Source organism: Amycolatopsis sp. NPDC021455, assembly GCF_040640995.1.
Lineage (GTDB): Bacteria > Actinomycetota > Actinomycetes > Mycobacteriales > Pseudonocardiaceae > Amycolatopsis.
Genome location: NZ_JBFACT010000029.1, coordinates 1 through 20,395 on the forward strand (window position 1 = coordinate 1; position 20,395 = coordinate 20,395).

The following is a 20,395-nucleotide window of genomic DNA, read 5'->3' on the forward strand; positions in this document are numbered from 1 at the left end:
CTCGTCGACGAGCACGACCGGCACGCCCCAGCGCGCGAGCAGCAGCGCGGCCGTCTGGCCGACCGGGCCGCTGCCGAGGACCGCGACCGTCATCCCTGCAGCCGGTCCCAGACCTCGCGGTCGCGTTCGGCGGTCCACACCACCGGCCGTTCGACGCCGGACAGCTCGTCCCACAGCCGGGAGACGTCGAAGGGCAGGCAGTGCTCGAAGATCGGCCAGTGCCCGTAGCGGCCTTCGAGGGCGGCGTGCGTGCGCTCGAAGGCTTCTTTGAGCGTGCCTCCGGCGTCGCGGACCGCGCCGACCTCGCGGATCATCGTGCCGAGGAAGTGCCGGGTCTGCGCGATCGCCGCCTCGACCGCCGCCGCGCCGCGGCTCACGCCGCCGCGGCCGCCGATCAGCACCTCGGCGCCGAACGCCGCCACACGGTCCAAAGTGGACGAAGCCCACTCGCGGTGGAACGCGTCCCCGGTGTACAGCGAGGCTTCGGCTTCCACGAGGTCGCCGGCGTAGAGGATCTTCTGCCGCGGCAGCCAGGCCACCAGGTCGCCTTCGGTGTGGCCGCGCCCGCAGTACTGGAGGACGAGGTCGCCGCGGTCGCCGCCGAGGTCGAGGGTGAGCCGGTCGGAGAAGGTCAGTGTCGGCCAGGTCAGCCCCGGCACCGACTCCGCGCCTTTCGCGAGCCGCGGCATCCGGCCGAACTCGCTCTCCCAGTCCTCCTTGCCGCGCTCGGCGATCAGGGCGCGGGTGTTCTCGTGCGCGACGATGACGTCGGCGTCGAAGGCGGACGCGCCGAGCACGCGCACCGCGTGGTAGTGGCTCAGGACGAGGTAGCGGACGGGCTTGCCGGTGTGCTCGCGGAGTTTCGCGAGCCACTCGCGGGCGGCGACGGGCGTGGCCAGTGCCTCGAAGCAGACGAGGAAGTCTTCCCCTTCGATGGCACCGATGTTGGGATCGCCCTCGGCGGTCAGCGCGTAGACGCCGTCGTCCAGGACTTCCAGGGTTTGCGCTTTCTCCGCCAGGTCGGCCGAAGAGGCGAAGGCTTTCTTCGTCACGGCGAGCGCTCCTTGATCGTCAAAGGATTGACTATCCGGTCAGGCTAGCCCGCCGCACCGCCGCAGCGGAACCCGCTTCCCCTAACCTGGGCCGCATGACCGACCGACCCGCCGACCTCGACTACCTTTCGTTCGTCGACTACGCGATCGGGAAGGCGCGCGCCGAGCTGCCCGCGACCGACCCGGTCGCGATGCGCCTCGGGCTGACGCTGCACCGGCTGGCCGGCGCGCTGGTCTACGACTGGGAATCGACGGTGCACCGGCCACGCGGCTGGAGCTGGGGCGGGTTCCGGGTGCTGTTCGTGCTGTGGCTGGCCGGCCCGCTCGAGTCGCGCCACGCCGCCCGGCTCGCCGGGATGAGCCGGGCGGCGGTTTCGGCGCTGGTCAAAACACTGGAGCGCGACGGCCTGGTGACGCGCACCCAGGTCCCCCACGACCGCCGCGCGGTCCGGTTGGCGCTGACGGAAGCGGGCCACACCTCGGTCGTCGACGCCTACCAGGAGCACAACGAGCGTGAGCAGGCCTGGGCGGCGTCGCTGACGCCTTCGGAGCGGACGGTCCTGATCGGACTGCTCGAAAAGCTCACGACGGGCCCCGCCGCGGCGGCCGCCCAGCGCCTGGCCTGATCAGCTGGCCAGGCCGGGAAGGGTGAGCGTGTGGCCGGTCTGCTCGGCCTTCGCCCGGAGGTACCGGACGTTGCTCTCGGTCGCGAACACCCCGGTCGGCACGCGGTCGCGGACCGCGATCCCGGCCGCCCGCAGCTGCGCCGCCTTGTCCGGGTTGTTGGACAGCAGGTCGATCCGGCCGGCGCCGAGCGCACCCAGCATCTGCGCGGCGACGGTGTAGTCGCGGGCGTCCTCGGGCAGGCCGAGCGCGGCGTTCGCGGCGTACGTGTCGAGGCCGCCGTCCTGGAGCGCGTACGCGTCGAGCTTGTTGTACAGGCCGATTCCACGGCCCTCTTGGCGCAGGTACAGCAGGTACCCGCCGGCCTCGGAGATCCGCGCGACGGCTTCGGCCAGCTGCGGGCCGCAGTCGCAGCGCGCGGACCCGAAGACGTCGCCGGTGAGGCATTCCGAGTGCGGCCGCACCAGCGGCACCTCGCCGGGCGTGCCCAGGACGAAGGCCAGGTGCTCGCCGCCGTCGGCCAGGCCGCGGAACGTGACGGCCTCGGCGTCGACCGCGACGCCGCCGTCGAGCCGCAGGGGAATGCGCACCCGCGTCCGCACCACGGCCGTCATGTCCTCACCCCTCGAGTCACCCACAAGATCGACCCTACACGAAGTTCAAATTCGAACATCGACGGCGGCCGGTACCCTCGGGGCACGCTCCCCGGTGCCACCGCCGCCTCGTTCCTGCTGGTCGTCGTGCTGGGGGCGATGTCGCCGGGGCCGGACTTCGTCGTCGTCACGCGCTCTTCGCTCACCGGCGGCAGGCGCGCCGGGATCGCCGCCGGCGCGGGGATCGCGCTCGGCGTGTTCACCTGGGTCCGCCGCCATCGCGCTCGGCGTCGCCGCCGTGCTCACCGCGTCCGCGATCGCGTTCACCGTCGTCAAGCTCGCCGGCGCCGCCTACCTCGTGTTCCTCGGCGTCAAGCCCTGGCTGGCCGTCCGCCGCGGCGAGTACCGCGACCTCGGCGACGGCGACGGCACGCGGCCGCTCACCGCCCGGACGGCCTTCCGCCAGGGCCTGTTCACCAACTTGCTCAACCCCAAGGTCGCCGTGTACTACCTGGCACTGCTCCCCCAGTTCCTGCCCGCCGACGGCGCCACCCCGCGGACGGTCGAACTCACCGCGATCGCCACCGCCGGCACGGTGCTGTGGTTCGGCACCCTTGCCGGCGTGGTCGGCGCCCTGCGCCGGTTCTTCGGCGACCTCAGCCCAGCTTTTCCGACGCCAGCCGCGTCCCTTCGACCCGGGCCTTGATCTTCGCGAACGCGGTGTCGCGCGAGGTCGACGTGTCGTCGGCGAACGGCGAGAACCCGCAGTCGTCGCAGGTGCCGAGCCGGTCGGGAGACACGATCCGGGCCGCGGCCAGGACGCGGTCGCGGACCTCCTCCGGGGTCTCCACCCGCGGGTCGATCGGGTCGGTGACGCCGACGAACACCCGCTGGTCGGCCTTGAGGTGGTCGGCGATCAGCCCGAGCGTCCGCTCCGGGTCGCCTTCGCCGGCCAGCGCGACGTAGAAGCGCCCGGCCCGGAGGTCGAACAACGCCGGCAGCAGGCCCGCGTAGTCGACGTCGAGGCTGTGCACGGAGTCCTGGTCGCCGCCCGGGCAGGTGTGGACGCCGATCTTCGCGCGCTCCTGCGCCGTGAACCGGTCCAGCACGGCGTTGTTGAGGTCGACGAACTGCCGCAGCAGCCCGCCGGACGGGTCAAGCTTCAGCGACAGCCGTCCCTCGGTGAAGTCGATCTGCACGCTGTCGGCACCCGCTTCGAGACTGCCCCGGATGTCCGCTTCGGCCGCATCGACCAGGTCGGCGACGAACCGCTCCCGCGGGTAGCCGTCGATGCCGTCGCCCGGGTAGATCAGCGAGAGGGCCGACGCGGCGATCACCGCCTGCTTGACCGGCTTGTCCGTGAGCGCTTTCGCCCGCGTCAGGTACGAGTCCGCGTGGGTCGCGTAGCGGAACGGGCCCGCGGTGAGCCGCGGCAGCTGCCGGGTGTGCCCGTCGGCGAACGGGATGACGACGCCGTCCGGGGCCAGCGCGTCGAGCCCCGCCAGCGGATAGGTCGCGAAGCTCGGCTTGCCCTGCTCGCCGTCGGTCAGCACCGGCGAGCCGGTCTCCTCGAACCGGCTCAGCGTGTCGGCCAGCGCCCGGCTCTCCAGCTCGGCGAGCGCCGCGGCATCGATCCGCCCGGCGGCGAACTCGCCGAGGCCGTCGAGGAGATAGTCCGGCCGCGGGATGCTGCCGATCGGTTCGGTGGGCAAGGTCATGGGGTCCTCCGGCTGCTTGAAGGGAACCCGGGCACACAGGGAGAAACCGGCCACACCGAGCGTCCCCACAGTCGTCCGGGCCGTCACCAGACACGTTCGAGGGGCAACTTAACGTGGCAGAACGCGGTCACCGAGCGCGTATCACCCGGTCGGACCAGAAAAAAGCACGAAATGAGAAGGCGTTCGGCGGTTCGCCGGGAGGACGATTGGGTATTCGCTACGGCGATACGGCGGGTTCGGCGCCGAAGGAGTACCCCCGATGCTCAGTCACCACGATCGCACCGAGCTCGAGAAGATCGAGCGCAGTCTCGAGCTCAGTGACCCCGATCTGGCTGCCGCGCTGCGCGACGGCAGGCGCCCGAAGTCGCGCGCGTTCCGGAGCGCCCTCCTGATCGTCTTCGACGCCATCGCCGTGACGCTGCTGGTCCTCGGGCTGGTGCTGCCCGATCCCGGCGTCACGCTCTGCGGGATCATCGCCCTCACCGGGACGGTCTGGACGCACGTGGCGCGGCACCGGATCTGAGGCGAGACTGGGCGGCGTGAAGTGGGTCCTGCACGTCGACCTCGACCAGTTCATCGCCGCGGTCGAGATCGCCCGCCACCCGGAGCTGCGCGGACGGCCCGTCGTGGTCGGCGGCAACGGCGACCCGGCCGAGCGCGCCGTCGTCGCGACGGCGTCGTACGAGGCCCGCGAATTCGGCGTCCAGTCCGGCATGCCGCTGCGGATCGCCGCCAGGCGCTGCCCGGACGCCGTCTTCCTGCCCAGTGACCCGGACGCCTACCTCGAGGTGTCGGCGCGGGTGATGGCGGCGGTGCGGGAGCTGCCGGTCGTGGTCGAGGTGCTGGGCTGGGACGAGGCGTTCGTCGGGGCGGAGACGGCCGACCCCGAGGCGCTGGCGGTGGCGATCAAGGAGGCGGTGGCGCGCGAGACGGGCTTGTCGTGCGCGGTCGGGATCGGCGACAACAAGCTGCGGGCCAAGCTCGCCACCGGGTTCGGGAAGCCGGGCGGGATCTTCCGGCTCACCCGGGAGAACTGGTGGGACGTGATGGCCGCGCGCCCGACCGACGCGCTGTGGGGCATCGGCGGCAAGACGGCGAAGAAGCTCGCCGAAATGGACATCCACACGGTCCTCGACCTGGCCGGCGCGGACCCGGCGACCCTCGCCGCGCGCTTCGGCCCGAAGACCGGCCCCTGGCTGCGGCTGCTCGGCGGCGGGATCAGCGACGCCGACGTCAGCGCGACGCCGTGGGTGGCCCGGTCCCGCAGCCGCGAGACGACCTTCCAGCGCGACCTCACGGATCCGGCCGAGATGGCGTCGGAGGTTTCCGCGCTGGCGAAGCGCGTCGCCCAGGACGTCCTCGACGAGGGCAGGCCGGCGGCGCGGGTCGCGGTCAAGGTGCGGTTCGTGCCGTTCCTGACCCACACGCACAGCGTCACCCTGCCCGAGCCGACGTCGGACGCCGCCGAGATCGGCCGTGCGGCGCAGGAGGTGCTCGGCATGTTCGAGCTGACCCGCGCGGTGCGGCTCCTGGGTGTGCGGGCCGAGTTCCCGCGCGAGGACTAAAGCCATTGGTTCCAGGAAGACCGACTCCAAAAAACCACGCCAATGAGTGAACTCGACCGAGCGAATCCAACTTGACAAACCACAAGAGTCTGAAGTGGACCGATCGGTCACCGGGGTCCCCCGAACGTGTTTCAGCCGTCCGCGCTACCTTGCCGGGGAAGGTTCACCAGCGAGAACCTTGCGGGAGCCAAGGAGCGATCGGTCGTGAGCGACGACAACACGACGCAAGACGTCGACAGAAAAGACAAACTCACCGCGACGATCGATCGCGATTCTTCCAGGTCGAAATCCAACGGCAGTCGACTTTCCGTGAGGTACGACAGAGAAAGCACCTCGAAAAAGAGAATAGACACCACGACAAAAGTGGCGCTGTTGATCACGCTGGCCGGAGCCTCCGCGCTCATCTACTATCTGCTGTTTGGCAGCTCGAAGCCTCAGGAGGGAACGACAACCCCGGCGACAAGCCAGTCGCCGGCACCGGCGTCTTCGAGCACACCATCGGACAGCCCCAGCAAGCCCCCGGAACACACGCCGACCACCCACCACGATCGACCGAACTCGTCGGAACAGCATGCGGCGGCGCCGGCTCCCGTTTCGACGACCGGCACGCCACCGGCCGTGACGTCTTCGGTTTCACCAGCCTCGGCGACGCCGACGCCGACCGAGTCGAACTCCGGCCGGACCGATCTGCCCTCGCCGTCCACGTCGTCGGCTGCAACCACGACGACTATCTCCCGTCCGTGAGCTCGTCCGGCAACGGCAACGGCCGGTCCGGGTCCAGTTCGACGCCGCCGGCCCGCAGCGTGTGGTCCAGCATCGCCCAGATCGTGCCCGTCAGCTGGGCCGTCAGCTGGTCCAGGGTGAGCGTGCCGGGGTGGTCGAGCCAGCGGGTCGTCGCCGACTCGACGTACCCGACCAGGCCGAACGCGATCGTGTCCGCCGGCGCCGGGTCGAGGCCGAACGCCGTCAGGTAGCCGGTGAACAGCGCGCTGAGGTGCCGCGCGATGGTGCCGCGGACGTCCGCGGCGCCCTCCGGGGTGGCCGGCAGCGTCCGGACGAGGTAGCGGTGCAGCTGGGCGTGCTCGGTCAGCCAGCGCAGGTGCGTCGAGATCGCCGCCGCGATCATCTCGTTCGGTGAGCCCTCGGGGTGCCACAGCGGCGCCAGCTCGGCGGTCACCAGCTCGGCCGCGCGGCGGGCGATCGCCCGCTGGAGGTCGGCCGCGCCGTCGAAGTGGCGGTACAGGCGGGTGCGGGCCACGCCGGCGCGTTCGGCGATCTGCTCGGTCGAGACGTCCGGGCCGTGCTCGGCGATCGCCTCCAGTGCCGCGTCGACGAACTCCGCGCGCCGCCGCTCCTGCTGGCCCGCCCAGCGCGCCGCCCGTCCGTCGACCTTGGTCACGGCGGAAGCCTACTCAGGACGGGGCGGGCGGTGTACGCTCCCCGAAGTAAGTAGTACGTCGCGTACCCCCTACTTTTGAAGGCGGCCATGAGCGACCGGGACGTCATCGCGGCTCGTCTGCTCAAGAGCTCCGCGAAGAACTCCTACGACCCGTACGTCGACGTCGACTGGGACGCGCCGCTCGCCGAGGACAAGGCGTACATGCCGCTGGAGCGCGTGTCGCTCTACGGCACCGATCTGTGGGCGAAGCTGACACCCGAGCAGCGGATCGAGCTGTCCAAGCACGAGATCGCCAGCATCATGAGCGTCGGCCTGTGGTTCGAGATCATCCTGATGCACCTGCTCGCCCGCTACGTCTTCGACCTCGACGCGCGCACCGAGCACGCGCAGTACGCGCTCACCGAGATCGGCGACGAAACCCGGCACTCGGTGATGTTCGCCCGCACCGCCGAGCGCCTCGGCGTCCCGCGCTACGGCGTCCCGAAGGTCGTGCACCGCGCCGCGAAGGTGTTCGGCGCGACCGCCACCGGGCCGTCGATGTTCGCCGCCGTGCTGGTCGCCGAAGAGACCACCGACCGGCTGCAGCGGTCGATGATGGACGACGAGGGCATCCAGCCGCTGATCCGCTCGGTCAACCGCATCCACGTCGTCGAGGAGGCCCGGCATGTCCGGTTCGCCAAGGAGGAGGTGCTGCGGGAGACACCGAAGCTGTCGAAGGCGAGCCTGCGGCGGCACCGGCTGCGGACCGCGCTCGTCGCCTACGGCGTCGTCGACAGCATGGTCGACCCGCGGATCTACCGCAGCGTCGGGATCGACCCGCACGAAGGCCGGGCCGCGGCGCTCGCGAACCCGCACTTCCACCGGACGCGCCGCTGGATGGCCGAGAAGATCGTGCCGTTCCTGCGCGAAGCGGGCCTGATCGGCGGCCGCTCCGAAGGCGTCTGGCGGCGCGCGCATCTGCTCTGAGCGGTGACCGCAAAAATGCCTTCCCGGGACATTCCGAACTGCGCCAGGATTTCCGGGTGACCGCAGATTTCCCGCTCGAACCGCCACCGCAGCAGGTACCGGTGCCGCAGCCGGAACCGCGTCGCCCGCTGCTCGCCCGCCCGGTCGCCGTCGGCCTGATCGGCGTCCTCGCCGGCGCGTTCCTGGTCGGCGTGCCATGGCTGGTGCTGAGCCTGCTCGGCGGCCCGAGCGGGCAGGCCCCGGCCGCGCCGGCCAACCTGGGCGGGCTCAGCCGGGCCGAGGAGGCGATCGCGAAGCTCGACAAGGTGAAGGGACAGTCCATGATCGCCCGCGTCGAGAAGGCCGACCGGGAGACCGGCGCCGCCGTGTCGGCGGCCTACGGTGGGGCGGGCGCGGTCGTCCAGGAGTATCGGGACGACAAGTTCGCCCGCGGATTCCAGCTGATCGCCGTGCGCGCGCCCTCGCCGGAGCTGTTCGCCCCGTACCAGGACGCCCAGGCTCTCGGCATGGCCAAGCCGGACACCGAACTCGTCCGCGTCGGCGATGTCCAGTGCCTGCTGCACAACGACCCGGCCGCACTGGGCTCGACACCGGATCCGGACCAGTCGTTCGTCACGAGCTGCCAGCGCAGCGGGCCGGCCCTGACCGTCACGATCCGGACCCTGAGCAGGGAGGGCAACGGCGACCCGCGGGAGCTCGCCGGGATCGTCAAGGAGGCTTGGGGAACACTGAGCCGGTGATCGGCCGATCCGCACCGCGCACATCGACGACGAAGCCGCGCTCGCCGAGATCGACCAGCGCAGCCGGACCTCGGTCGTGTCCTCCGCGCCGGCACCCCCGCCTGGCACGCCCTTCTTCGACGAGGACGCGCGGCCCGGAAACTTCCTCGTCGCCGAGCAGCAGCGGCTCGGCATCGCACGACAGCTGGTCGACGCCGCCGTGACCGAAGCGCGGCAGCGTGGCGCGCGCAAGATGACGCTGCGCGTGCTGGGGCGCAACACCGGCGCCCGCCGGGTCTACGAACGCTGCGGGTCAGTCGTCGAAGGCGTCTGGCGACGCGCGCATCTGCTCTGAACCCCCTTCTTCTCCTGGCTCGCCCCCTCGCTTGACAGCGTCGGCGCGGCTTTGCCATCCTGGTTCCGGGCCGAGAGGCGCTGCGACGGAACTCTCTTCCGCCACGCTCGGCCCGGACCACGACTCCAAGGGCGCCTCCCGCGAGGGAGGTGCCTTTTTCGTTGTCCGCAAGGACTTCCGCGCTGCCTCCCGAGCGTTCCGTCGACGATTTCCGGAGTGCACCGAAAATGAGTGACAAACTGCAGACCCGCAATGGCCTCGACTTCGCCGTCGCCGACCTCTCGCTGGCCGACGCCGGCCGTACCCAGCTGCGGCTGGCCGAGCACGAGATGCCCGGCCTGATGGCCATCCGCCGGGAATACGCCGCGGCCCAGCCGCTGAAGGGGGCCCGCATCGCCGGGTCGCTGCACATGACCGTCCAGACCGCCGTGCTCATCGAGACCCTGGTGGCGCTCGGCGCGCAGGTGCGCTGGGTGTCCTGCAACATCTTCTCCACCCAGGACGAGGCCGCCGCCGCGGTCGTCGTCGGCCCGGAGGGCACCGTCGACGCCCCGGCGGGCACCTCGGTGTTCGCGTGGAAGGGCGAGACGCTCGAAGAGTACTGGTGGTGCACCGACCAGCTGTTCGCCTTCCCCGGCGGCCAGGCGCCGAACATGATCCTCGACGACGGCGGCGACGCCACCCTGCTCGTCCACAAGGGAGTCGAGTTCGAAGCGGCGGCCGCGGTGCCGCAACCGTCCGAAGAGGACCCGGAGGAGTACCGGATCATCCTCGACACCCTCCGCGCGAGCCTCGCGGCCGACGGCGACCGCTTCACCCGGATGGCCAAGGAGATCCGCGGCGTCACCGAGGAGACCACCAACGGCGTCAAGCGGCTCTACAAGCTCGCCAAGGACGGCGAGCTGCTCTTCCCCGCGATGAACGTCAACGACTCCGTGACGAAGTCCAAGTTCGACAACAAGTACGGCATCCGGCACTCCCTTGTGGACGGATTGAACCGGGCCACCGACGTGATGATCGGCGGCAAGCGCGTGGTCGTCTGCGGCTACGGCGACGTCGGCAAGGGCGCGGTCGAGGCGCTGCGCGGGCAGGGCGCCCGGGTCGCGGTCACCGAGATCGACCCGATCTGCGCGCTGCAGGCGGCGATGGACGGACTGGACGTCGTCGAGCTCGACGACGTGGTGGCCACCGGCGACATCTTCATCACCACCACCGGCAACTTCGGCATCATCTCCGCGGACCAGATGAGCCGCATGAAGCACAACGCGATCGTCGCCAACGTCGGGCACTTCGACAACGAGATCGACATGGCCGGCCTGGCGAAGCTGCCGGGTGTGGTGAAGAAGGAGATCAAGCCGCAGGTGCACGAGTGGACGTTCCCGGACGGCCACGCGATCATCGTGCTCTCCGAGGGACGGCTGATGAACCTGGGCAACGCGACCGGGCACCCGTCGTTCGTGATGTCGAACTCCTTCACCAACCAGGCCATCGCGCAGATCGAGCTGTTCACCAAGCCCGGCGAGTACGCGACCGACGTCCACCGGCTGCCGAAGCACCTCGACGAGAAGGTGGCCCGGCTGCACCTCGACGCGCTCGGGGTGAAACTCACCAAGCTCACGAAGGCGCAGGCGGAGTACATCGGCGTCGACGTCGAGGGTCCGTACAAGCTCGATCACTATCGGTACTGATCCGGGTTTGATCCGAGGTTGCTCCATTCGCCGTAGTTTGGTTTATCGGGAAACTGGCCATCCTCCGGTCGAGAGCGCATCCGCCCGGACGGCACGGAGCCGGGCCGGGTCTCATGCGAAGGAGTGTGTCAAGTGATCATTCTCGGTGTGATTCTCCTCGTCATCGGGTTCATCGTGGGCATCCCGGTGCTGTACACCATCGGTATCATTCTCGCGGTGGCCGGCGTGGCACTGGCCATCTTGGGCGGCACGGGCCGCCGGATCGGTGGCCGGGCGCACTGGTACTGATCCGCCTTCCTCCCCACCACCACCCTCAACGGAGGCGCTTCGCGCCGCTGGTTTTAGGGAGACCTCGCCACGGCCTGGCGCGCGTCAGCAGCAGTGCTGGCCGCGCCAGGCCGTCCGGCCTTCGTTCGCCGCCACGGCGGCGATGGCCAGGGCGACGGCCGGATCGGCCCACCACCAGCCGAACAGGGCGTTGAGCAGCAACCCCGCCAGCAGGACGGCGGAAAGCCAAGTGCACAGCAGGGTCTGCCGCGAATCCGCGACCGCGCTGGCCGAGCCGAGCTCCCGCCCGACCCGGCGCTGCGCCGCGGAGAGGGCGGGCATCACCGCGAGCGAAATGGCCGCGAGCACGATTCCGGTCCGGGAAGTTTCCGGCGCGGCGCCCGTGAAAAAAGTACTCACGGCCTCGGCCGTCACGTAAATCGCGAGCGCGAAGAAAGAAATCGCGATCGCCTTCATTGCCCGCCGTTCGCGGGCTTCCGGGTCGGCACCCGAAAACTGCCAAGCGACCGCGACCGCCGAAGCGACTTCGATCACCGAATCGAGCCCGAAGCCGATCAAGGCTCCGGACGAAGCCGCGGCACCGGCGGTCAGCGCGACGACGGCCTCGACGACGTTGTAGGTGATGGTCGCCGCCACCAGCAACCGGACGCGGCGCACCAGGACCGCCCGGCGGTCCGGCGACACCACCGAGGGCGCGCAGCAGCCGTCCGCACAGGTCTTCGTGGCCGGTTCCGGCTTCATCGCGCCCCCACCGGCTCGTCCTCGCAGTCTTCCCGTGGTTCGACCGCCAGGACGACCTGGACGAGTTCGCGCAGGGCGCGGGCCAGGTGCGCGTCGGCGATCTCGTAGCGCACCTGACGGCCCTCGTAGCCGGCCACGACGAGCCCGCAGCCCCGCAGGCACGACAGGTGGTTGGACACATTGGACCGGCTCAGGCCGAGTTCCGCGGCCAGGCGCCCGGGGTAGGCCGGGCCGTCGAGCAGCGCGGTGAGGATCCGGCAGCGGGTCGGATCGGACAGGGCTCGCCCGATCCGGGCGAGCGCCGCCTCCCGCGTTTCACAGGTCACCATGCAGTGAACTGTACATCAGACACTGACATGTCCGCTCCCGGGACACCCGGGAAAATAAAGGGTCCTCCGGCTCCGAGGGGGAGGGAGAGCCGAAGGACCCCGTTAGTGTTAGCACATTGCCAAGCCCGTGTACACAGCTGCATACACGATCGTGTTACGCCCTTGACGCCGTCCGAACGCCGTGAAGGCCTCCCCGGCGGGCGGCGAAGCCCGGCGGGAAGGCCTTCACGGATCCTGGCGGGAGGCTCAGGAAACTTTGCGCAGCAACGGTTTCCGCGGCACGGCCACGCACCCGCAGCCGTTGGCGAGGGCCCGGCAGTCGACGATCAGCGCGTGCCGGACGCGGTCACCGTCCCCGCAGGCCGCGTCGGTGCACTCGGTGAATCCGCCTTCCGGGTGGATCACCAGCGTGCCGTGGCAGTGATCGATCCCCGCGTCACAAGAGGCGCATTCCATGACGGGCCACCCTTCCGCGATCGTGCTCAGGACCTCAAGGTAGGCCCGGAAAGCACGCGGACGCGGCAGCGGGACGGCGTGTCGGACCGATCACCCTTCCGTGACGGACGCCGGTGGCTCAAGCGGACTTCGGGGCCCGCTTGCGGGCCGCCGGCTTCTTCTTCGCAGCCGCCGGCTTGGCGTCCTCATCGGACTGCTCCGAAGAGGACTGACGCGACTTCTTCGCGGCGTCCACACTGGCCTGCAGCGCCGCCATCAGGTCGACGACGTCGGCCTTGGCGGTGACCGCGGCGGGCTTGGTCGTCTCCTCCCCCGCGACCTTGGCTTCGATCATCTCCTCGAGGGCCTCGCGGTAGTGGTCCTTGTACTTCTCCGGCTCGAACACCGGCTCGGCCAGTGAGTCGATCAGCGACCCGGCCATGGACAGCTCCTGGGGCCGGATCTGCGGCGGGTCGTCGCGCAGGAACGGGAAGTCGGGCTCGCGGACCTCGTCCGGCCACAACATCGTCGTCATCACCAGCACGTCGGCGTGCACGCGCAGCACCGCCATGCTCTCCCGCTGCCGCACGGCGACCTTCGCGATGGCCACCTGGCTCGACTTGTGCAGCGCGTCCCGCAGCACGACGTACGGCTTCACCGCGTTCTTCTGCGGCTCCAGGTAGTAGGTCCGGTCGTACTGGATCGGGTCGATCGACTCCAGCGGCACGAACTCCAGCACGTCGATCGTGCGCTGGGTGGGCAGCGGCAGCTCGGCCATCTCGGCGTCGGTGATCACCACCATCTCGCCGTCGGGCAGCTCGTAGCCCTTGGCGATCTCGGCGTAGGGCACTTCCTCGCCGTCGATCGTGCAGAACCGCTTGTACTGGATGCGCCCGCCGTCGGCCTCGTGCACCTGGCGCAGGGAGACGTTCTTGTTCTCGGTGGCCGCGTACAGCTGGATCGGGATGCTGACCAGCCCGAACGACACCGAGCCCTTCCACATCGCCCGCATGCCACGTACCTCCGAGGTCGCCTTCACGCTACGTGACAACCGTAGCCCGAATAGTGCCCCGGCGACAGTCCGATCTAGACCTCTGCCAGGTACTTCTCCCAAAGTGCGGGGTCCATGAACCAGTGCCGGAAGTCCGTCGGGTCGGCGAATCCGTTGACCAGCCGCCGGGCCACGGCCGGATTCTGGCCGGCGACCCCGAGGATCTCGAGCACGTGCGGGGGCGGCGGCAGGAGCAGTGCGTTGGTCCATTCGGTGACCGGCCCGGCGTACTCCCAGTAGCGCTCGAAGGTGGCGTCCATCCACGCCGCGTCGAACGGCCGGTCGCCGTGGGCCAGGATCGCGTCCAGGTACGTCGCCGCGCAGTGGCTCGCGTTGTTCGAGCCCTGCCCGGTGATCGGGTCGTTGGCCACGACGACGTCGGCCATGCCCAGCACCGTCGCGCCGCCCGGCAGCGTCCCGACCGGGTTGCGGACCACCGGCGTGTACCCGCCGGCCAGCGTCGCCTTGGCGTCGGTCAGCTCCGCGTCGCGGCAGCGCTCGTACTCCCACGGCACGAACCGCCGCATCAGGTCGAGCAGGCGCGCGAGGTGCTCGTCCGGGCCCGGGCGGTCGTCGAAGCAGTCCAGCGGCCCGCCGGGCACGCCTTCGAAGAACAGGATGTCGCAGTTGCCGCTCAGCGTGTACGCCGGGATCATGAACAGCTCGCCGACGCCGGGGACGATGGTGAACCGCACCCCCGGCTTGTCCGGGTGTTCCGGCCGCGGGCCCACCCCGTGGGCGTAGACCAGCGAAAGCGCACGCATCGGCTGGGTGAACGGCGACCGCTCGGGCACGCGGTCGAACAGCTGGACCAGCTCGCCCTTGCCCGCCGAGATGATCACCAGGTCGTACAGCCGGGCCAGCGCGTCCAGTTCGGACGTCATCACGCCGTGGATGACGAGCTTGCCGCCCCGGTCTTCGAACAGCTCCAGCCAGCCCGCCATCTTCACCCGCTGGTCGACCGACTGCGCGGGGTGGTCCAGCTCGGCGAACCAGTCGAGCGCGCGGCCGCCGTCCGGCGCGGCCACCGATATCCCGATGCCCTCGACGTTCACCGTCCCGGCTTCCCACAGGTTCAGCCCGAGGTCCCGCTCGTGCTGCAGGGCGTCGTGGAACATGCACTGCGTCGACATCACCCGCCCGCCCCGGATCTCCTCCGGGGTCCGCGCGGACATCACCGTGACGTCGTAGTCCTTCGCCTGCAGCCCGAGGGCCAGCTGCAGGCCGGACTGCCCGGCACCGACGACCAGGACCTTGCGCATGCGGCTCTTCTCCTCCTGCTCAGGCGTGCGGGGCGCTGCCGGCGAGCTCGCGGCCGGCCGGGCCGGAGAGCACCGCGAGCGACAGCGTGTGGCCGACCAGTTCGGTCAGGGTGGCGATCGTCGACGCGCGGTCCCGGGCGTCGCAGGTGACCAGCGGGACGGCCGGGTCGAGGGCGAGGGCGTCGCGCACCTCTTCGAGGTCGTGCACCGGCTTGCCCTCGAACTGGTTGACCGCCACGACGAACGGCAGCTCGGAGTCGTTCTCGAAGTAGTTGATCGCCGCGAACGACTCGTCGATCCGGCTGGTGTCGACCAGCACGACGGCGCCGAGCGCACCCCGGCTCAGGTCGTCCCACAGGAACCAGAACCGCGCCTGGCCCGGCGTGCCGAACAGGTACAGCAGCAGGTCCGGGCGCAGGGTGATGCGGCCGAAGTCCATCGCGACGGTCGTGGTCGACTTGCCGCCGGGCGGGATCTCGTCGACGCCGGCGCCCGCCTCGGTCATCCACGCCTCGTTGCTCATCGGCGGCACTTCCGACACCGACCCGACGAACGTGGTCTTGCCGACACCGAAGCCCCCGGCGACGACGATCTTCGCGGAGATCGCCAGCAGATCGCCCTCAGGCGGGGAGCCGCTTGAGCCCATCAAGGATCCTCTCGAGCACGTTGGTGTCGTGGTGGTAGGCGTGCGCGGTCGGGTGGACGAAGACCGCGCCCTGGGTGGCGAGGTCCCCGATCAGCACCCGCACCACCCCGAGCGGCAGGTCCAGCCCGACCGACAGCTCGGCGATCGAGCACCGCGTCCGGGCGCGTTCGTAGAGCGAGCGCGACTCGGGCATGAGCGCGTCGCTCAGCGCGGGGTCGTACCGCGGCACCGAAACCAGCGTCTCGACCAGCAGCTGGTGACGCGTGCTGGTCCGGCCGCCGGTGAGCGCGTACGCCCGGATCCGGCGGCTGCGCCACACCAGAGGGCTGTCGGGTTCGGACACGGTGGACACGGACATCACCTCCTTCACGCCCGGGGCCGGCGCGCGGTCAGCACCTGGCGCAGTTCCGCGCGCACCTCGGGGGTGAGCGCGTGGCCGGCGTTGGTGATGAACTGGGTCATCTCGTAGGCGACCACCTTCATGTCCGCCTCGCCCGAGGTCAGCACGGCGAGTCCGGCACCGGAACCGATGCCCATGAACAGGAAGTAGCCGTGGGTCAGCCGGATGATGATCTGCTCGCAGGTGCCCTTCCCGAACAGCGCCGCGCTGTTGCCGGCCAGCGAAAGCAGGCCGCTGGCGATCGCGGCGAGCTGTTCGGCCTCGGCCTCGCCGACCGAGTCCGACGCGGTGAGCGGGAAGCCGTCCACGCTCATGATCAGCGCGTGGCTGACGCCGTGCACCTTGCGCACGAAGTCGTCGAGCAGCCAGGCGAAATCGGCCGGGGCGGGGTGGGGAGCGCTCACGAGGTGGTTCCTCCGGGCGTTTCGTCCTGCTGGGTGCGGTTCTCCGCGAGCGCGGCCTGCTCGCCGTCGGCGAACGCGCCGAGGTCGGCGAGCAGCCGCTCGTGCCCGGAAGCGGAGGTGTCCTGCCCCGGCGGCGTCGGTGGTGGCGGTGGTTCCGGCGCGGCGCCCCGGATGCTGCCGGGCACGCGGCGCGGGAGGCCGCTGGGCGTGGTCCCGCCGGTGGCCCGCTCGACCGGCCGCGGCCGCGGGCTGGGCTTGCGCGGCACCGGCGTCTCGCGCGGGAGGGCGCCCGGGCGTCGGCGCGGCAGGGCACCGACGGCGACCGGTTCGCCGTCGGCCGCCGCCGTGACCGGCTCGAAGGTGCCGGTGCCATCCGGGGCTTCGCCCCGCGTCGGGGACTCCGCCACCCGAACCCCCGAACCGACGACGGTGCGGGTACCCGACCACGCGTGCTCGGTGATCTCGGTGACGATGCCCGTGGGCAGCAGCACGGTCGCCACCGTGCCGTGCGGGCTGCGCCGGTCGAGCCGCACGGTGACGCCGTGGCGGGCGGCGAGGCGGGCGACCACGGCGAGCCCCATGTGCCGCGCCGCGGCGTCGTCGAGGTCGCCGCCCGCGGCCAGCCGCGCGTTGAGGTCCCCGATGCGGTCGGCGGGGATGCCGATGCCCTCGTCCTCGATCCGGACGAGCACGCTGCCGTGCTCGGTCAGGTGGGCGCTGACGTGCACCGGCGAACTGGGCGAGGACTGGTTGGCGGCGTTGTCGAACAGCTCCGCCAGCACCCGCCCGAGGTCTTCGGCGGCGAAGCCGACGACGCCGAGGTTGACCACGCGGCCGATGGTGATCCGGGCGTAGTGGTTGATCGAGGACATCGCCTCGCGCATGAGGTCGAGCACCGACGTCGCGCGGGCGGCGGCGTCGGCGGTGTCCTGCCCGGCCAGCACGCGCAGGTTCTCGGCGTTGCGCCGCAGCCGCGTGGCGAGGTGGTCGAGCTGGTAGAGCTCGGCGAGGCGGTGGTGGTCCTCCTCCCCCGCCTCCAGTTCCTCCAGCCGCGCGAGGAGCTGGTCGAGGAGGTTGAGGTCACGCAGGGCGACGCTGGCGCAGATCTCGGCCAGCACGCCTTCGCCCGACGGCGCCGCCACCGGCTCCGGCCGGGTCAGCTCCACGAACGCCGGTCCCGCCGGGGGTGCGGTGTGCACAGGATGCTTCGGCGGCGCGGTGAGGTACTGGGCGGCGGCCACCCGGGAGCGGTCCAGCAGGACGCGTGATCGATCCAGGAGTTCCCGGGCCCGGCTCGCCATGTGGTCCCACTTCTTCCTTGATCGGCTGCTGCGACGGCTGTGTGCGCCGACCCCCGGGCGGCGATGCCGCACATGCAAGCAGAAAGCTTCGTGGGATGTCCACAACGGGTCCCCGTGCAATCGCTCTGCGTGATCGAATTTCGGGGACATCACTGCTGGTGAGCGCAGCGAGCTAGGCCATTCGGCTCATTTTTGCAAATTGCGGGTCGCAACGGAGCGCACACGGCCGCCCGCGGCACGGTCACACAGGGAGCGGCACAGCCGAAACGGGGTGTAACCGATCCGGCGCGGCGGGCGACCGGGACGGCATGGCCAAGGCGGGCGTCCCGGAGTAGCCGCGCGGCAGCCCACGGCACGTTCACGGCGGATCCCGGGGCCATGTCCGATTCGTCCCAACTTTGCGTGTCCCGCAATTTTTTGCGGAGCACGCAAGTTTTTCGCTACACTCCGCACATGCCGCCGGAAGAACCCCCGAAGCTGACGCTGCGCGAGCGGAAGAAGCGCGAAGCCCGCCGGGCGATCGCGCAGGCCGCCCTGCGGCTGACGCTGGACCGCGGGCTGGAGAACGTCCGGGTGGAGGACATCGCCAACGAAGTGGGCGTCTCCCCCCGCACATTCAACAACTACTTCTCCAGCAAGGAGCAGGCGGTCTGCGCGGTGGTCGTCGACCGGCACGAGGGCATGCGCGAAGCGCTGCTGGCCCGGCCCGAAGGCGAGCCGCTCTGGGAGTCCGTCAAGCAGGCCGTGCTCGAGCAATATTCGCGTGATGGCGAGCCGGATCGGGCGTATGTTGCCCGTATCCGGGAGCTGATGGGCCAGCTCATGCTGCGTGGGGAATTCCTGAACGCCCACGCGGCGGTCGAGCGGGTCCTCGCCGAAACGATCGCGAAACGGGTGGGCGGTGTGGACCACCTGCTGTGCCGGCTGATGGCCTCCTCGGTGGAAAGCGCCGTCCGCGTCGCCTTCGTCAACTGGTTCACCGAGGGCGAACCGCTCCTGCCGACCCTGGAGCGGCTGCTGGACGAGCTGGCCGCCGGGATGCCGACCCTGACCGGTGGCACCGCACGGAAACCCGACCCGAACACCACCATTTCCCTGGGGGAACAGGCATGTTAGTCAAGCTCCTGCGCAGCCATCTGCGCCCGTACCGGAGCACGCTGTGGGTGATCGTCGCCCTCCAACTGGTGCAGACGATCGCCATGCTCTACCTGCCGACGCTGAACGCCGACATCGTCGACAACGGCCTGATCAAGGGCGACATGGGCTACATCCTGCGGATCGGCGCGATGATGCTCGCCGTCACGCTGGCCCAGATCGCCGGCTCGATCGGCGCGGTCTACTTCGGCGCCCGCACGGCGATGGCGGTCGGGCGCGACATCCGCGCCGGGGTCTTCCACCGCGTGCAGGACTTCTCGGCCCGCGAGGTCGGCCAGTTCGGCACGCCGTCGCTGATCACCCGCACCACCAACGACGTGCAGCAGGTCCAGATGCTGGTGCTGATGACGCTGACGCTGATGGTGTCGGCGCCGATCATGTGCGTCGGCGGCATCATCCTGGCGCTGAACCTCGACGTCCCGCTGTCGTCGCTGCTGCTGGTCATCGTGCCGGTGCTGGCGGTCGCGGTCGGCACGATCATCGCCAAGATGCGCCCGGCGTTCCGGCTGATGCAGGTGCGCATCGACCGGATCAACCAGATCATGCGCGAGCAGATCATGGGCATCCGCGTGATCCGGGCGTTCGTCCGCGACTCCCACGAACGGAAGCGCTTCGACGTCGCCAACGACGAGCTGCTGACCGTGTCGCTGCGGGTCGGCCGGCTGATGGCGCTGATGTTCCCGATCGTGATGCTGGTGATGAACGCCTCCAGCGTCGCGGTGCTGTGGTTCGGCGGGCAGCGCATCGACTCCGGCAGCATGCAGATCGGCGCCCTGACGGCGTTCCTGTCCTACCTGCTGCAGATCCTGACGGCCGTCATGATGGCGACCTTCATGTTCATGATGGTGCCGCGCGCGGAGGTCAGCGCCGAGCGGATCAGCGAGGTGCTCGACACCTCCTCCAGCGTCCGCCCGCCGGTGTCGCCGATCCGGCCGGGCGCGGTGCACGGGCACCTGGAGCTGTCCGGGGTGGAGTTCCGCTACCCCGGCGCGGAAAAGCCGGTCCTGCAGGACATTTCGCTGATCGGGCGGCCGGGTGAGACCACCGCCGTGATCGGGTCGACCGGTACCGGCAAGACCACGCTGCTCAACCTGATCCCCCGGCTGATGGACGCCACCGCCGGCACGGTGAAGGTCGACGGCGTCGACGTGCGCGACCTCGACCCGGCGGTGCTCGCCCGCGCGGTCGGGCTGGTGCCGCAGAAGCCGTACCTGTTCGCCGGCACGGTGGCGAGCAACCTGCGCTACGGGAACCCGGACGCGACCGACGAAGAGCTGTGGCACGCGCTGGAAGTGGCGCAGGGCAAGGACTTCGTCGAAGCGATGCCCGAGGGTCTCGACGCGCCGATCGCGCAGGGCGGCACGAACGTCTCGGGCGGCCAGCGGCAGCGGCTCGCGATCGCCCGGATGCTGGTGCACAAGCCGGAGATCTACCTGTTCGACGACTCGTTCTCGGCGCTCGACTACGCGACCGACGCGGCCCTGCGCCGGGCGCTTGTCTCCGAAACCGCCGACGCGACGGTGGTCATCGTCGCGCAGCGGGTCAGCACCATCCGCACCGCCGACCGCATCATCGTCCTCGACGAGGGCCGCGTCGTCGGCACCGGCACCCACCACGAACTGTTCGACAGCAACGAAACCTACCGCGAGATCGTGCTGTCGCAGCTCACTGAGCAGGAGGCTGCGTGACCGAGCCTGCGAGGTC

Annotated in this window: 27 protein-coding genes and 1 riboswitch; of the genes, 11 read left to right on the forward strand and 16 right to left on the reverse strand. The window is 70.4% G+C overall.

All coding sequences use genetic code 11. From position 1 onward, the window contains the following. The coding region (locus tag AB0G28_RS27760) for an FAD-dependent monooxygenase (protein ID WP_361095321.1) at positions 1 to 93 on the reverse strand (93 nt) is incomplete at its 3' end. After that, positions 90 to 1,052, reverse strand: coding sequence for an MBL fold metallo-hydrolase (locus AB0G28_RS27765; RefSeq protein ID WP_361095036.1), 963 nt, complete (start codon positions 1,050 to 1,052; stop codon positions 90 to 92). The genes AB0G28_RS27765 and AB0G28_RS27760, both read right to left, overlap by 4 nt. A gap of 95 nt (positions 1,053 to 1,147) precedes the next feature. On the opposite strand from AB0G28_RS27765, the gene AB0G28_RS27770 reads away from it, so the two are divergent. Then, a complete protein-coding gene (locus tag AB0G28_RS27770) occupies positions 1,148 to 1,678 on the forward strand; it encodes a MarR family transcriptional regulator (RefSeq protein WP_361095039.1) in 531 nt (176 codons plus the stop codon). Here the strand turns inward: AB0G28_RS27770 and ribA are convergent, their stop codons facing one another. Beyond that, complete coding sequence (ribA, locus tag AB0G28_RS27775; protein ID WP_361095042.1) at positions 1,679 to 2,290, reverse strand: GTP cyclohydrolase II; 612 nt, start codon at positions 2,288 to 2,290, stop codon at positions 1,679 to 1,681. Between the two features lie 277 nt (positions 2,291 to 2,567). Between ribA and AB0G28_RS27780 the strand changes: the two genes are divergently transcribed. Beyond that, on the forward strand, positions 2,568 to 2,975 hold the full coding sequence (locus AB0G28_RS27780; protein ID WP_361095045.1) for a LysE family translocator: 408 nt from the start codon (positions 2,568 to 2,570) through the stop codon (positions 2,973 to 2,975). Here the strand turns inward: AB0G28_RS27780 and AB0G28_RS27785 are convergent. Then, positions 2,926 to 3,987 (reverse strand): cobalamin-independent methionine synthase II family protein, encoded by a 1,062-nt coding sequence (locus AB0G28_RS27785; protein WP_361095048.1) that lies wholly within the window; start codon positions 3,985 to 3,987, stop codon positions 2,926 to 2,928. The genes AB0G28_RS27780 and AB0G28_RS27785 overlap by 50 nt on opposite strands. Before the next feature lie 259 nt (positions 3,988 to 4,246). On the opposite strand from AB0G28_RS27785, the gene AB0G28_RS27790 reads away from it, so the two are divergent. Then, positions 4,247 to 4,510, forward strand: coding sequence for a DUF3040 domain-containing protein (locus AB0G28_RS27790; RefSeq protein WP_361095051.1), 264 nt, complete (start codon positions 4,247 to 4,249; stop codon positions 4,508 to 4,510). Between the two features lie 16 nt (positions 4,511 to 4,526). Then, positions 4,527 to 5,552: a DNA polymerase IV gene (locus tag AB0G28_RS27795; protein WP_361095054.1), complete on the forward strand. Its 1,026-nt coding sequence runs from the start codon at positions 4,527 to 4,529 to the stop codon at positions 5,550 to 5,552. A gap of 131 nt (positions 5,553 to 5,683) precedes the next feature. Here AB0G28_RS27795 and AB0G28_RS27800 read toward each other — a convergent pair whose 3' ends face one another. The 3 genes from AB0G28_RS27800 to AB0G28_RS27810 are packed head-to-tail and all read right to left on the reverse strand — an operon-like array spanning position 5,684 to position 6,951. Then, positions 5,684 to 5,956 carry a hypothetical protein gene (locus tag AB0G28_RS27800; protein WP_361095057.1) on the reverse strand — a complete coding sequence of 91 codons (273 nt, stop codon included), beginning with the start codon at positions 5,954 to 5,956 and terminating at the stop codon, positions 5,684 to 5,686. A 30-nt stretch (positions 5,957 to 5,986) separates the two neighbouring features. After that, positions 5,987 to 6,274, reverse strand: coding sequence for a hypothetical protein (locus AB0G28_RS27805; protein ID WP_361095060.1), 288 nt, complete (start codon positions 6,272 to 6,274; stop codon positions 5,987 to 5,989). A gap of 5 nt (positions 6,275 to 6,279) precedes the next feature. Next, a complete protein-coding gene (locus tag AB0G28_RS27810) occupies positions 6,280 to 6,951 on the reverse strand; it encodes a TetR/AcrR family transcriptional regulator (RefSeq protein WP_361095063.1) in 672 nt (223 codons plus the stop codon). 87 nt (positions 6,952 to 7,038) lie between these two features. Here AB0G28_RS27810 and AB0G28_RS27815 point away from each other — a divergent pair, with 87 nt between their 5' ends. The 5 genes from AB0G28_RS27815 (at position 7,039) to AB0G28_RS27835 (ending at position 10,967) form a co-directional block, all read left to right on the forward strand. Beyond that, positions 7,039 to 7,917, forward strand: a complete 879-nt coding sequence (locus AB0G28_RS27815; protein WP_361095066.1) for a diiron oxygenase — start codon at positions 7,039 to 7,041, stop codon at positions 7,915 to 7,917. A 56-nt stretch (positions 7,918 to 7,973) separates the two neighbouring features. Beyond that, on the forward strand, positions 7,974 to 8,657 hold the full coding sequence (locus AB0G28_RS27820) for a hypothetical protein (protein ID WP_361095069.1): 684 nt from the start codon (positions 7,974 to 7,976) through the stop codon (positions 8,655 to 8,657). Positions 8,658 to 8,733: 76 nt separating this feature from the next. Next, positions 8,734 to 8,991 (forward strand): GNAT family N-acetyltransferase, encoded by a 258-nt coding sequence (locus AB0G28_RS27825; protein ID WP_361095072.1) that lies wholly within the window; start codon positions 8,734 to 8,736, stop codon positions 8,989 to 8,991. A gap of 66 nt (positions 8,992 to 9,057) precedes the next feature. Continuing rightward, positions 9,058 to 9,135, forward strand: a riboswitch (S-adenosyl-L-homocysteine riboswitch). Positions 9,136 to 9,218: 83 nt separating this feature from the next. Continuing rightward, positions 9,219 to 10,679 carry an adenosylhomocysteinase gene (gene ahcY, locus AB0G28_RS27830; protein ID WP_361095075.1) on the forward strand — a complete coding sequence of 487 codons (1,461 nt, stop codon included), beginning with the start codon at positions 9,219 to 9,221 and terminating at the stop codon, positions 10,677 to 10,679. A 132-nt stretch (positions 10,680 to 10,811) separates the two neighbouring features. Further along, complete coding sequence (locus tag AB0G28_RS27835; protein ID WP_004559113.1) at positions 10,812 to 10,967, forward strand: hypothetical protein; 156 nt, start codon at positions 10,812 to 10,814, stop codon at positions 10,965 to 10,967. Positions 10,968 to 11,051: 84 nt separating this feature from the next. Here the strand turns inward: AB0G28_RS27835 and AB0G28_RS27840 are convergent, their stop codons facing one another. The 9 genes from AB0G28_RS27840 to AB0G28_RS27880 all read right to left on the reverse strand — a co-directional run bounded on the left by AB0G28_RS27840 (position 11,052) and on the right by AB0G28_RS27880 (position 17,536). Further along, positions 11,052 to 11,708, reverse strand: a complete 657-nt coding sequence (locus AB0G28_RS27840; RefSeq protein ID WP_361095078.1) for a cation transporter — start codon at positions 11,706 to 11,708, stop codon at positions 11,052 to 11,054. Continuing rightward, positions 11,705 to 12,037 (reverse strand): metalloregulator ArsR/SmtB family transcription factor, encoded by a 333-nt coding sequence (locus AB0G28_RS27845; RefSeq protein ID WP_361095081.1) that lies wholly within the window; start codon positions 12,035 to 12,037, stop codon positions 11,705 to 11,707. The genes AB0G28_RS27840 and AB0G28_RS27845 overlap by 4 nt, the downstream gene beginning before the upstream one ends. Before the next feature lie 246 nt (positions 12,038 to 12,283). Continuing rightward, the gene (locus AB0G28_RS27850) at positions 12,284 to 12,493 is read right to left on the reverse strand and encodes a hypothetical protein (protein ID WP_361095084.1); all 210 of its coding nucleotides are present in this window, start codon (positions 12,491 to 12,493) and stop codon (positions 12,284 to 12,286) included. Between the two features lie 118 nt (positions 12,494 to 12,611). Next, a complete protein-coding gene (locus tag AB0G28_RS27855) occupies positions 12,612 to 13,484 on the reverse strand; it encodes a Ku protein (protein ID WP_361095087.1) in 873 nt (290 codons plus the stop codon). A 74-nt stretch (positions 13,485 to 13,558) separates the two neighbouring features. Then, positions 13,559 to 14,785: a styrene monooxygenase/indole monooxygenase family protein gene (locus AB0G28_RS27860; protein WP_361095090.1), complete on the reverse strand. Its 1,227-nt coding sequence runs from the start codon at positions 14,783 to 14,785 to the stop codon at positions 13,559 to 13,561. A 19-nt stretch (positions 14,786 to 14,804) separates the two neighbouring features. Beyond that, complete coding sequence (locus tag AB0G28_RS27865) at positions 14,805 to 15,431, reverse strand: ATP/GTP-binding protein (RefSeq protein ID WP_361095093.1); 627 nt, start codon at positions 15,429 to 15,431, stop codon at positions 14,805 to 14,807. Continuing rightward, positions 15,406 to 15,789, reverse strand: coding sequence for a DUF742 domain-containing protein (locus AB0G28_RS27870; RefSeq protein ID WP_361095096.1), 384 nt, complete (start codon positions 15,787 to 15,789; stop codon positions 15,406 to 15,408). The genes AB0G28_RS27865 and AB0G28_RS27870 overlap by 26 nt, the downstream gene beginning before the upstream one ends. A gap of 8 nt (positions 15,790 to 15,797) precedes the next feature. After that, complete coding sequence (locus AB0G28_RS27875) at positions 15,798 to 16,235, reverse strand: roadblock/LC7 domain-containing protein (RefSeq protein WP_361095099.1); 438 nt, start codon at positions 16,233 to 16,235, stop codon at positions 15,798 to 15,800. Continuing rightward, entirely contained in the window at positions 16,232 to 17,536 is a 1,305-nt protein-coding gene (locus AB0G28_RS27880; protein ID WP_361095102.1) for an ATP-binding protein, read from the reverse strand. The genes AB0G28_RS27875 and AB0G28_RS27880 overlap by 4 nt, the downstream gene beginning before the upstream one ends. A 453-nt stretch (positions 17,537 to 17,989) precedes the next feature. Between AB0G28_RS27880 and AB0G28_RS27885 the strand changes: the two genes are divergently transcribed. Further along, positions 17,990 to 18,652: a TetR/AcrR family transcriptional regulator gene (locus AB0G28_RS27885; RefSeq protein ID WP_361095105.1), complete on the forward strand. Its 663-nt coding sequence runs from the start codon at positions 17,990 to 17,992 to the stop codon at positions 18,650 to 18,652. After that, a complete protein-coding gene (locus AB0G28_RS27890) occupies positions 18,646 to 20,379 on the forward strand; it encodes an ABC transporter ATP-binding protein (protein ID WP_361095108.1) in 1,734 nt (577 codons plus the stop codon). The genes AB0G28_RS27885 and AB0G28_RS27890 overlap by 7 nt, the downstream gene beginning before the upstream one ends. The last annotated feature ends 16 nt before the right edge of the window (positions 20,380 to 20,395 follow it).